6 protein-coding genes are annotated in these 12,179 nt (G+C 39.0%); 4 read left to right on the top strand and 2 right to left on the bottom strand.

Features of this window, described 5'->3' with window-relative positions; translation table 11 throughout:
* The first annotated feature begins 15 nt into the window (after positions 1-15).
* The 4 genes from baeR to fbaB all read left to right on the top strand — a co-directional run bounded on the left by baeR (position 16) and on the right by fbaB (position 4,513).
* The gene (gene baeR / locus GTK47_RS10870) at positions 16-723 is read left to right on the top strand and encodes a two-component system response regulator BaeR (RefSeq protein ID WP_109401718.1); all 708 of its coding nucleotides are present in this window, start codon (positions 16-18) and stop codon (positions 721-723) included.
* 120 nt (positions 724-843) lie between these two features.
* Positions 844-2,223 (top strand): tRNA 5-hydroxyuridine modification protein YegQ, encoded by a 1,380-nt coding sequence (gene yegQ / locus GTK47_RS10865; RefSeq protein ID WP_165123126.1) that lies wholly within the window; start codon positions 844-846, stop codon positions 2,221-2,223.
* Between the two features lie 297 nt (positions 2,224-2,520).
* Positions 2,521-3,414 carry a lipid kinase YegS gene (gene yegS / locus GTK47_RS10860; protein WP_165123124.1) on the top strand — a complete coding sequence of 298 codons (894 nt, stop codon included), beginning with the start codon at positions 2,521-2,523 and terminating at the stop codon, positions 3,412-3,414.
* 49 nt (positions 3,415-3,463) lie between these two features.
* Positions 3,464-4,513, top strand: a complete 1,050-nt coding sequence (gene fbaB, locus GTK47_RS10855; RefSeq protein ID WP_165123122.1) for a class I fructose-bisphosphate aldolase — start codon at positions 3,464-3,466, stop codon at positions 4,511-4,513.
* Positions 4,514-4,568: 55 nt separating this feature from the next.
* Here fbaB and GTK47_RS10850 read toward each other — a convergent pair whose 3' ends face one another.
* Both GTK47_RS10850 and GTK47_RS10845 read right to left on the bottom strand, forming a co-directional pair.
* Complete coding sequence (locus GTK47_RS10850) at positions 4,569-5,924, bottom strand: hypothetical protein (RefSeq protein ID WP_165123120.1); 1,356 nt, start codon at positions 5,922-5,924, stop codon at positions 4,569-4,571.
* The gene (locus GTK47_RS10845) at positions 5,921-12,163 is read right to left on the bottom strand and encodes an AAA domain-containing protein (RefSeq protein ID WP_165123118.1); all 6,243 of its coding nucleotides are present in this window, start codon (positions 12,161-12,163) and stop codon (positions 5,921-5,923) included. Before GTK47_RS10845 ends, GTK47_RS10850 begins: the two co-directional genes overlap by 4 nt.
* Between the last annotated feature and the right edge of the window lie 16 nt (positions 12,164-12,179).

Raw genomic sequence — 12,179 nt, 5'->3', positions numbered from 1 at the left:
CCATTGAGCCAATAAATGACAGTATCTGAATCACCCTATTCAATTCTGATTGTTGAAGACGAACCTAAACTTGCCCAATTGCTTATTGATTACCTTCAAGCATCTGGTTATCAAACGCATTGGTTAGCGGATGGTGCTGAAGTGAGCCATTATGTAAAACAGCAACATTACGATTTAATCTTGTTAGATCTCATGTTGCCAGTTAAAGATGGTATTACAGTCTGTAAAGAATTACGTCAGTTTTCAGATATTCCCATCATTATGGTGACAGCTAAAACAGAAGAAGTTGATCGATTACTTGGGCTTGAAATTGGTGCTGATGATTATATTTGTAAGCCCTATAGTCCAAGAGAAGTGGTAGCCCGAGTCAAAACCTTATTGCGTCGTTTTTATCGACCACAAGATATTGTTCAAAGCGATAAATTAGTCGTTATTGATGAACAGGCTTATCAAATCCAATACAACAATAAAATTCTCGATTTAACGACTGCTGAATTTCGTTTACTAAAAGCCTTAGCCACTCAACCCGGCAAAATATTAACCCGTGATCAGCTAATGGATCACCTTTATGATGACTACCGCATTGTGACGGATAGAACCATTGATAGCCATATTAAAAACTTACGACGCAAACTTGAGCAACTTAACGATCAAATTGAATTTATTCGCTCAATTTATGGTCAAGGCTATCGTTGGGAAACTCAAGCTTACCGTTTTCGATGATATTTTTTCAGGAATACATTGAACCTCGCTACACTTAAGCGCTAGAATCCACCCCTTTATGATATACCCCTACCCAATGTGTGGGGGACTGACTTGAAATCAGAACCAGGAAATTTAACCATGTTTACACCCGAATTGCTCTCTCCTGCTGGCTCATTAAAAAATATGCGCTATGCATTTGCTTATGGCGCAGACGCCGTTTATGCAGGTCAGCCACGTTATAGCTTACGTGTGCGTAATAATGAGTTTAACCACGAAAACCTTGCTAAAGGTATTCAAGAAGCCCACGAATTAGGTAAGCGCTTCTATGTTGTGGTTAATATCGCACCCCATAATGCTAAATTAAAAACCTTTATCCGTGACTTAAAACCCGTCATTGATATGGGCCCTGATGCGCTGATTATGTCTGATCCGGGTTTGATCATGATGGTGCGTGAAGCTTTCCCTGAAATGGATATTCACCTTTCAGTGCAAGCCAATGCCGTTAACTGGGCAACCGTAAAATTCTGGCGTCAGATGGGATTAACGCGTGTGATCCTGTCCCGTGAACTCTCTATTGATGAAATTGCTGAAATTCGTAAGCAAGTTCCTGATATGGAATTAGAAGTTTTCGTTCACGGTGCATTATGTATGGCTTACTCAGGTCGCTGCCTGTTATCTGGCTATATCAATAAGCGTGACCCTAACCAAGGCACTTGCACTAATGCTTGCCGTTGGGAATATAAAGTCGAAGAAGGCAAAGAAGACGATGTAGGTAATATCGTTGAAAAATACACGCCAATCCCAGTTAAAAATGTTGAGCCTACTTTAGGTGTTGGCGCGCCAACAGATAAAGTCTACTTAATTGAAGAAGCAAAACGTCCTGGTGAATATATGACTGCGTTCGAAGATGAACACGGTACTTATATCATGAACTCTAAAGACTTACGTGCGATTGAACACGTTGAGCAATTAACTCAAATGGGTGTGCATTCACTGAAAATTGAAGGTCGTACTAAATCCTTCTATTACTGTGCCCGTACAGCTCAAATGTATCGTCGCGCGATTGATGATGCGGTTGCAGGCAAACCCTTCGATCCAACGTTACTAACGACTTTAGAAGGCTTAGCTCACCGCGGTTATACAGAAGGCTTCTTACGTCGTCACACTCATGATTCGTACCAAACGTATGAATATGGTTACTCTGTCTCTGACACTCAACAATTTGTCGGTGAATTTACAGGTAAACGTGTAAACGGTTTAGCCGAAGTTGATGTTAAAAATAAATTTGTTTTAGGTGATAGCCTAGAATTAATGACACCAACTGGAAATATTCAATTCACGTTAGAAGAGCTGTTTAACAAAAAACAACAGCCAACCGATGTTGCACCAGGTAATGGTCACATGGTTTATTTATCTGTTCCTGAAGATGTTGATTTAGATTTCGCACTGCTGATCCGTAATCTACAAGGTACAACAACACGTCAACCGCATAAAATTGATGCAGTAGAAGTGAAGTAAAGCGTCATAATCTGATTTAAAGTGGTCAATTTCAAATACAGATCACATCAATAATAATTTGTTTACCGTATCATCAGTTCCGAAAAATAAAGAACTAGAATGAATACAGTAAGACTAGGAACCACCTCCTTGGCAAATCCAATCTCCCTTGGATTTGCCTTTTCTTTTTATATCCTTCTTAGCAAGTCTCCTTTACATAAAGCCCACTCCCTTTTTCGTTATCATTTGTAAAAAAAATAGTAATTTTCTCGATATCCATTACCTTTAAAAGAGTGATTCAATTAAAGGGACTCATCAATGAGTAAAATTAGTTTGCTAATCATTAATGGAAAAAGCGCTAGCAATGGTGCATTGAGAAAAGCCGTTTACCAACTACGTAACGAAGGTTTTAATCTCCAAGTAAGAGTGACTTGGGAATCCAGTGATATACGTCGTTTTGTACAAGAAGCTATCGATATACAGGCTGAAACGGTGATTGCAGCAGGAGGTGATGGTACGATTAATAGCGTTGTTTCTGAATTAATTCACCTCTCACCCTCATTTTTACCGACACTTGGTATTATTCCCTTAGGTACAGCAAATGATTTTGCCACCAGCGCACAAATTCCTCGTGATATGGAAAATGCACTTAACTTAGCCGTTAAAGGCCGATCAATACCTATTGATATAATCGCCGTGAATAAGACCCACTATTTTATCAATATGGCATCAGGGGGCTTTGGAACCAAAATCACAACAGAAACGCCTGAAGCGTTAAAATCTGCATTGGGCGGAGCCGCCTATTTTATTAATGGCCTTTTAAGTATCGATTCTTTAAAAGCGGATCACTGCAAAATTGAAGCGGAAAATTTCCACTGGGAAGGTGAGGCTCTTATTTTAGCTATCGGCAATGGCCGTCAAGCCGGTGGCGGACAAAAATTGTGTTCTGAAGCCTTAATTAATGACAATAAACTTAACCTCACCATCGTTGAAGCTCATGAACTTCTTCCTTCAATTTTAAGTAGCATGTTTGATAGCAAAAAGAATGACAAGATAATCGAGCGAGAAAGTCGCTGGGTAAACATTAGTGCTTCTCATGAAATGGTATTTAATTTAGATGGAGAACCCCTTTTAGGGGATAAATTTGAATTTATTGTGTTACCTGAAGCGATCCACTGCCGGTTACCGCCTCAATGTGACTTGTTATCTTAATGTAGATAAATGACAATCACTCTCATCTCATCATGAACTGGAGTATGTAATGACTGATATAGTAAGTTTGTTAGGTGCTGATGCAAAATCATTATTAGAACATCGTTGCCAAACCATCCCGAGCGAAAATCTCTACCTGCCAGGTTCTGACTTTGTTGATCGTGTTATGATTGATAACAATCGCCCTAATAGCGTATTACGTTCAATGCAAACCCTGTTAAATCATGGGCGTTTAGCAGGAACGGGTTATCTGTCTATTCTACCTGTTGACCAAGGTGTTGAGCACTCTGCCGCTGCCTCTTTTGCAGCAAACCCACTCTATTTTGATCCAAAAAATATTGTTGAGTTAGCTATTGAAGCAGGTTGCAACTGTGTTGCCTCTACTTATGGTGTTCTTGCTTCTGTTTCTCGTCGCTATGCACACAAAATCCCTTTTCTTGTGAAATTAAATCACAATGAAACCCTAAGCTACCCAGCGCAATATGACCAAACACTGTATGCCAGTGTAGAACAAGCATTTGAAATGGGTGCTGTTGCAGTGGGTGCGACCATTTACTTTGGTTCACAGGAAAGCCGTCGCCAAATTGAAGAGATATCAATGGCCTTTGAACGTGCTCATGAATTAGGTATGGTCACTGTATTATGGGCGTATTTACGCAACCCCGCCTTTAAGAAAGACGGCGTAGATTACCATGCAAGTGCAGATTTAACTGGTCAAGCAAACCACTTAGCTGCAACAATTGGTGCTGATATCGTTAAACAAAAAATGGCTGAAAATAACGGTGGCTTTAAAGCGATTGGTTTTGGTCATACTGATGAGCGTGTTTACACGAAACTCACCACAGAAAACCCAATTGATTTAGTTCGTTACCAATTAGCAAACTGCTATATGGGTCGTGCGGGATTAATTAACTCTGGTGGTGCTTCAGGTAATAATGATCTTGAAGATGCGGTTCGTACCGCCGTTATTAATAAACGAGCTGGTGGTATGGGCTTGATCTTAGGGCGCAAAGCGTTCAAGAAATCAATGAAAGATGGTGTTGCCCTAATTAATGCAGTACAAGATGTTTATTTGAATAAATCTGTCACTATTGCTTAATTGAACGATTTAAATGTGAAAGCCACTCAACTGAGTGGCTTTTATTGCTTATTGTTTAGCGGCTAAACGTTTTTGGTTTTTGCACTTGTGTTACTGTATGTTGATGAGCAATATCTTCACTCTCTATCACTTTCATTGCACTTTGCCCTGCAGGCAATGCTCGCTCAATCAATAACTCTGCGTGGGACTTCGCCAAAATCGTTTGTAATTGCTGTTGCTGACTACACCAAATAGCATCAACATCTTTATCACGCGTCGTATCACGTTGATGTGTTAACGCCACCGTTCTTGCTTGAAAACGCGCCTGTTTTCCACCTAACTCTAAGCCATAATCAGGAATAGTGGCATGAGACACAACAACCTGCCCATTATCAAGCCATGAATTTACTGCATTTTCATGCACCACATAACCTAACTCACTTAAGCCAGCTAATACGGCTTCGCATTGCTGTCTCATCGAAAGTTGTTGCTCGTGAGTTTCAATTGCGTGTTTCAGCTTAGCGATCATCACATCAAGTTGTTCGACTGTTGCTAATGATGCTATCGCTTCTGTATCACGACTCAGAGTCAACATCTCTTTATCATCAAAGCTTTCAAGCTCTGCACATAGACGTATTAATTCTTCCATTAAATCAATGCGTCTTATGCTATTACGCAAGCTTTCAGCCATATTCATTATCATTGAATCTGCCAGTAACCGCTGTTTCTTGCTATCAGAAATTTTCTGTATTTCAATAAGCTGATTTGCATGGTGATTGGCTTCTACTTCATTCCCTACCAGCCGTAACTTTTCAATCATCAATTCAATTTGATGACATTGTTGTGTAAATGGGCTTTGAGACTCACCACTTTGCCATAACTGTTGGCTATATGTAGATTGCGCTTTTAATTGCGTCAATAATTCAGATTGAATAGGGCTAAGTTGTGCTTGTTGCGCCTCTATTTCACCCGTTACACGAAATAGTAATAAGCTAATTTCCTTCTCGCTCATGTTTTCGCTCAGTTCAATTTCAGCGTTCAAAACACTGTAGGATGCTAATTGTGATTTTAATTGTCTTAACAGTCCCGATGATTTTTGTTTGCCCTGTTGAATATGACGTGCAAGCGCTTTTTCTTCAATCACTTGTTCGCGTAGGTTTTTCATATCCTGTCGTAACGGTGCAATAAACTGGCCTAATTTTTCTGTTAATCGACTCACTGAATGAGCATCTAATGCATCCAATTGCTGATTATCTTTAACCAATGCGTTAAAAGTCGATTCAATTTGGCTCACACGTTCGTCTTGATATGTAAGTTGTTCAACTAATGCCTTCCATTGCTTGAATTGTTTTTTGCTATTCGCTAATTGTCGATGATAGCGGATAACAGTAGTTTCTTTGATAGAGATATAATGTACTGATGAACTCATCATTCACTCACTTTTTCATTCAGTAAAGAGGCATATTGTAAGGCTTCAAGAAGTTGTTGTTGCGCTTCTTGGCGATGATAAAACCATTGTGTCAATAAAATACGATAATGATAAGGCACAACTTTGCGCAAAATATCTTTTCGCCATAACTCACGCGCACAAGCCTGAGATAACCACTCATGTTGTGGCATATCACACTCAATTCCCATCAATAATTTGCCTTGATGCTTATCTTCAATTAAACAGTCAAAAGAAAAAATACCCGCTTGTTGTGATGGTGCAATATGATATCCCTGAGACGCAATAAAGCGTTTCACATCAATAACAAACTGATCGTTTACCTGATCTTGCAGTGCCACGCTGGCTTGAGTTCGGCATAAACGGGCTAATAAACGTTTATTTTCCTCTTGTTTATTAATCTGATGGCAATGACTCGCGTAAGTTAAATAGCCTTGTAAGTAATCACGAGGGATCTCAGGGTGTTTATTGGTACTTAATAAGTCAGAGATTTCATCTATCGGCATTGATGACATGATCACCACTTGCTTTTTCGCTCTGGTGATCGCGACATTTAAGCGGCGCTCTCCCCCTGTTTGCCCTAACACACCAAAATTACGCCTAAACGTACCTTGTGCATTACGACCAAACGTCGTTGAAAACAAAATAACATCTCGCTCGTCACCCTGCACATTTTCGACGTTTTTCACAAAAAACGACATATCTTCATCGTTATCCAACCGCGCACATTCTTCGGTGTAAGCCCTTAAAAAATCCACATCATAGTCATTACGATCACGAATAAATTGGTTAATTAATTGAGCTTGTTTTTGGTTAAACGTCACCACTCCCACAGAAGGACGTTTATCAAAAGGCACCTGCCATAATGTCGCTAAATGCTCAACAATTGCTAATGCCTCTTTTTCATTGGTTTGATTGATATAAGTGCCATTAATCGCCATAAAGTGCAGTGGTTTTACTGTACTAATGGTTTTCGCTGAGTGTTGAGCCGGAATATTTAATCGATTCTCGTAAAAAGCATAATTTGAGAAATTAATTAATTCTCTAAATGCCGAGCGATAGTGAATATCTAAGGTATGAATAGGCAATACAGTTCGTGCGAGATGAAGTAAATCAGGACAATGGCAAATCTGGCTTGGATCCCATTGCTCACTGCTTTTCTCTTGTTGTTCATCTTCCTCGTTATCTTCGTCGTCTTCATTTTCACTAAATTTACCACTGAAGAAAGATGAAGGAGGCATCTGTTTCTCATCACCACTCACAATCGCTTGTTTACCGCGATATAGCGTCGGTAATGCAAATTCAATAGGCATTTGTGAAGCTTCATCATAAATAACGCTGTCAAAAAGCCCTGCTTTTAAAGGCAATATTTGGCTTGCCACATCTGGCGTCATCAACCAAATAGGGCGCAATCTTAACAATCCCATTTGAGTCGCTTCGTCAATAAACTCGCGTAACCGTAATGCTCTAGGCCCAGTTAAGCGTGTTATTCTTTCCCAATGACGCGCACTTTCAATCCTTGATAATTCGATATTTTCAGTTAATAGCTCACGATTAACTTGTTGTAATCGCTGATAGTTTTCTGTCAGCTTTTCAATATATTCCCGCATTTTTTGAGCAGTATGCGTTTTTAATACTGTGTTTTTTATTTCAATTTCAGTTTTAACAGCAACATAAAACAAATGACTCAATGTTGCTTTTAAAAGTTCCACAGGGTTAGAAGATGAACTTTCATCAAGTAACTGGCGTGATAATGCTAAAACTTGCCAATCATTGTGCGTAAAATGCGTTGTTCTTTCTCGAAATAGCTGAAATTGACTTAAAGAAGGTAAGCTTTGAGCTAATTGCTGCAATCTGGCTGTCAGCAACTCACCTTGATTAATCGCATCATAAAATTGCTGATAACAGAGTTCGGTGAGAGTTTCTTGTAAGGCAGCTAATTTAGCGAGGCTAGTTTGCTGTGCTTTAGCACGAAAAATGGCATTTTCAATTTCTAAACATTGCTGTTCAAAGCCCTGTTTTTTCGCTGATTGAATGGACTCAACAATATGTTCAGGTTGAGGATATAACGCTAATATCGCAATATCATTGTCACTGGCTTTAAGCTCAGTAATCACCGTATTTATTGTGTTCTGCCACTGTGCATTTTGTCGATCGAGGTGCTGTTCTAGTCCTAATTGTTGATAAATAGGTTGCAACTCTTGGTGCAACAAACGCCATTGTTGTTCTGTGGTGATGGTTTTATGTAGCGTAATATACTGTTCAGCTTTATCTTCTATACCACTTTGTGCCATAAAGTCTTTTAGCTTACTGTTTCTACTATAATAATAGGGATTTAAGAAGCGTAAAAATGAAGGGTTAATCTTATCAACTGCCGCTCTTGATAACGTCGCTAATGTTGCATTATCTAACGGAGCCAGTAAGCGGAAAATTAAAGGATCACAACCTTCACTATCAATTTGCTGCAAACGTGTTTCCAATTGCGCCAATTGAGTGATCAACTGCTCCCCTTTATTTTGCTTACCTTGCTCATTTAAAAACAAGGTTAACCAACGTGATAAATTATCCCATTGTTGGTCATTGCGATTTTTTAACTGCTGTTTGCATTGTTTAAGTGCAGTTTCGTGAGTCGTTAATTTATCGATTGTGATTTGTTGATAAGGCGAGCTATATGCCGTATCACGCTGTTTTTCTGCGTCAATAAATAGCGTAATACTTTCATTAAATTGGCGATATAACGTACTTTCAGGCAAAAACAATGTAACACCATTTAATGGTGTGTTTTCATAATTAATCGCATACCAATCTAAACCATATAACGTTAAGTTATCGACAAGCTGAACAAACGTTGTTTTATTATATTGAGAAAGCAGTGTGGCTAATTCATCCGAACTTGTTGCTAGCTTTTGTTGCGACTCTAACTCAAGTAATGCAGATAACACTTCTCGATATGAATAATCGTATTGTTTATCCGTTAGATATAGCGCTTTATAGTAGGCATCTAATGTTGTTTCATAAAATTGAATTAAGTTAAGCGTTCTATCACGATTAAAAGGCCTATCTTGCTTAACATCTGCGATCAACTGCCGTTTACGCTCTAATTGTAGTTGTTCTCTAATTGCTGAGATAATCTCTCGCCCTTTAGGGTTTTGATGAATAATCAACACTCTATCTTGTAAGCCATTTGCAACTAATCGTTTATACACTACATCCAGTGCAGCAGGCTTTTGGCAAAGCACCAGTGCTGTTTTTTGTCGCCCTATCGCATCAGCAATTAAGTTAACAATAGTTTGGCTTTTACCTGTTCCTGGAGGCCCTTCTATTAACAACCCTGTTTGCTTTCTTGCAGCTTGAATAATGGTATTTTGAGAAGGATCTGCCAACGACAGTAAATAGTTATCTACCAATAGATCTTGTGTTTCTAACGTTTGTGCCTGTGTATTGACTTGCAACATGGTGGCAAGAGCTGTGCCGTTGATAGGTAAATTGGCAATTTGTTGTAAATCAGCACTTATCATTTGCCCAATAAAAGAGGTGTGAAACAACACCGCAGAACAATGAATGTAAGCACTGTTTTCTGGTATTTCTTCAGTTAATGAAGGTAATGGGCTTAGTGAATGTTCAGTTGTGATTAATAACGACGAAAGTGTGCTCATCATTTCACTGACACTCAGGCCTGTTTGTGACATTAAACTATCGAGTACTTTTTGCCATTCATTAACCGCAGGAATACCAACAAAATTCGCCAGAGCAGGATTTAAACGTACTGATGCACGCTCTGTATCAAACCCAATTTGCACAGCACCTTGGGTACCACCTAAAATATTCATTGAAATAGGCCACAAGAAAAGCGGTGCAATACGTGGTTTTATTTTATTGGGTTGCGTATTTAGCACTAAAAAAGGAAAGCCTAAATACATGCCATTAATACCCGTATCTCGTTGGTAAGACTGAGTATTCTGTTGTAATAGCCACAAGCGATTATTTAATTTTTCACGTTGACGTAATACTTCCCCTTCTAATGAAAACAGCCTTTTCTTACGGTTAATTAAATGCTCAAGTAAGTTTGTCGCTTTTTCATTATCAAAACAGCATTCAGTTAAATCAACACGCCCCGCATTTGGCGTTAAACGCATTCTGACTAAATTACCGCGTTGGCTTGTGGAAACTAGTTTCTTAGCAAAAAAATGCAATACCTCTAAAATATATTTTTGCGATTCAGGTACTTGCCATTGCTCGATAGGAATACAGAGCATCACAATAATATGCTCAAGAGGCAATCTACGAGTTAAAAGAAAATCATCAGCCCATCTATCAATAGCATCGATATTAACACGCTTAAAATCCCCTATTCTTTCACTTAGTTGTTCAATAAGTTGATATCGAGGTGTGGCTAATAATATTTTTGCTTGTTGTTTATCAAACGTCTTAATCGCAAGATTACTGGCTAATTTAGCCGCATTATTCACCAGTGAATCTAACGTAATATATTGCCCAATCTCTGCACTTAATAACAAAATATAGTCATTTTCATGCATGTTTTTACGATCGATTAATACTCGTAGATTTTCATTATAGGCATCAGGAAATTCGGCACGAATAATCTCCCAACGAGCCACTAATTGGCTTAAAGAGGTGATTAACAAATAAAGCCGTAAGCTTTCTTCATTTAATGGAATACGTTGTTGCTGTGCCCTCTCACGAACAGCGCATTGACGATAATAGAGCTGAACAAGCCAATGTGTCTCATCAATAGATTGCAGTTCAGTGGTAAGAGGCTGACAAATTAATTGATAACCTAATAAGGGATACTCTAAAAGCCATGAAGGTGTAATGATCTCGCCACGGTAAATCAATGGCATATTAGGATTTAAAATTCGTAACGCGAGAGTAAAACGTAGACTTGGCTCAATATCTTGTTTTTCAACTAATGACTGCAATTGGGCAGCTTGTTTTTCACTATTATCAAATTGGCTTAACCAAGTCGTGATTTCACCATGAATAAGTAATTCCGTTGCTTGATCCCAATATTGTGCTTGTGCAGCCACCATCGCAAATGCATCAGGTTGATTGAATTGATGATCTGCAAATTGAAATTGATAATATTGCTGGCTTCCATTGTTGTGATTAATATCAGGCGCTTGTACCGCTAAACCTTGTAACCACGCATTAACTTCATTCCATTGCCAGCGTTGAAAGCGATCACGGCAAAGTAAACCACGTAAAAGTAATTGAATGTTGGGAGCTAAATTATCCGGTAATTCAACACCATTGGTCATGACTTGAATTAAAAACGCATTATCATGGATATGTTTAAAACAGGCGCCTTGCGTTAATTGCTCAAGTAAAATGATCCCCAAACTCCACCAATCTGATGCCGCCGAAACACCACCCGCTAATATTTCTGGCGCACTATAACGTGAAATTTCAAGTGGAGAGACAATATCGAGATCGAACTCAGATAAACATGCTGAACCATATTCAATCACCACAATATCAAGAGGATCACGAGAGCGGATCATCAAGTTTGAGGGTTTTAAAGCACGATGGCGCACACCATGTTCAGTTAATGCCGCAATCGCCGTACCTAATTCGGAGACTAATACATTAATTTCATCCGATTGCCAAAAATCACCGCGCTCAATAAATTGGCCTAGTGAACCACCATTTAATCGCTCAGTAACATGCCAAGCGCGATTCTCCCATCGACCTGTTTCGTAAAACACGGGAATATGGTCAGTAGAAATCAGATTTAAAACTTGATAAATAGCCGGATCAGGCTCTTCGCCTTTAAGATAGAGTGTTAATACGCCTTCTTGATCTGTTTTGATATTACTTACGTTATAGCGCTCTCTTTCACTATTAATAGAATTGATACGTTGCTCAAGACGCCAATCGCCAATCAATCTAAACGTTTCATTATCGCTAACGTCGTTATTTTCAATCTCATCAACCGGATCAGCACCACATTCAAAACAGATAAAATCATCTTCTCCCATCAAGTGTCCGTTAACACACTTTCTAGGCTGAATATCAGTAAGGTCGGGAATTATCGTAGATGTCTCAATAGAAGATATTGGAGGAGATGGACGCCACCCTGACTCATGAATAGGTTCAATCGTTAGATCCCATCCACAGGGTTTATCATTCACTTGTCCTGCACAGAAAATCTCGGTTAACTGACGCTCAGTTTGGCAGTGAGGACAAAAACGTATCATGGTCATCCTTTATTCCATCTCT

This window comes from Proteus sp. ZN5 (genome assembly GCF_011046025.1).
GTDB lineage: Bacteria > Pseudomonadota > Gammaproteobacteria > Enterobacterales > Enterobacteriaceae > Proteus.
The sequence above is the reverse complement of the archived record's forward strand: the minus strand, read 5'-3'. Positions and strand labels throughout refer to the sequence as shown.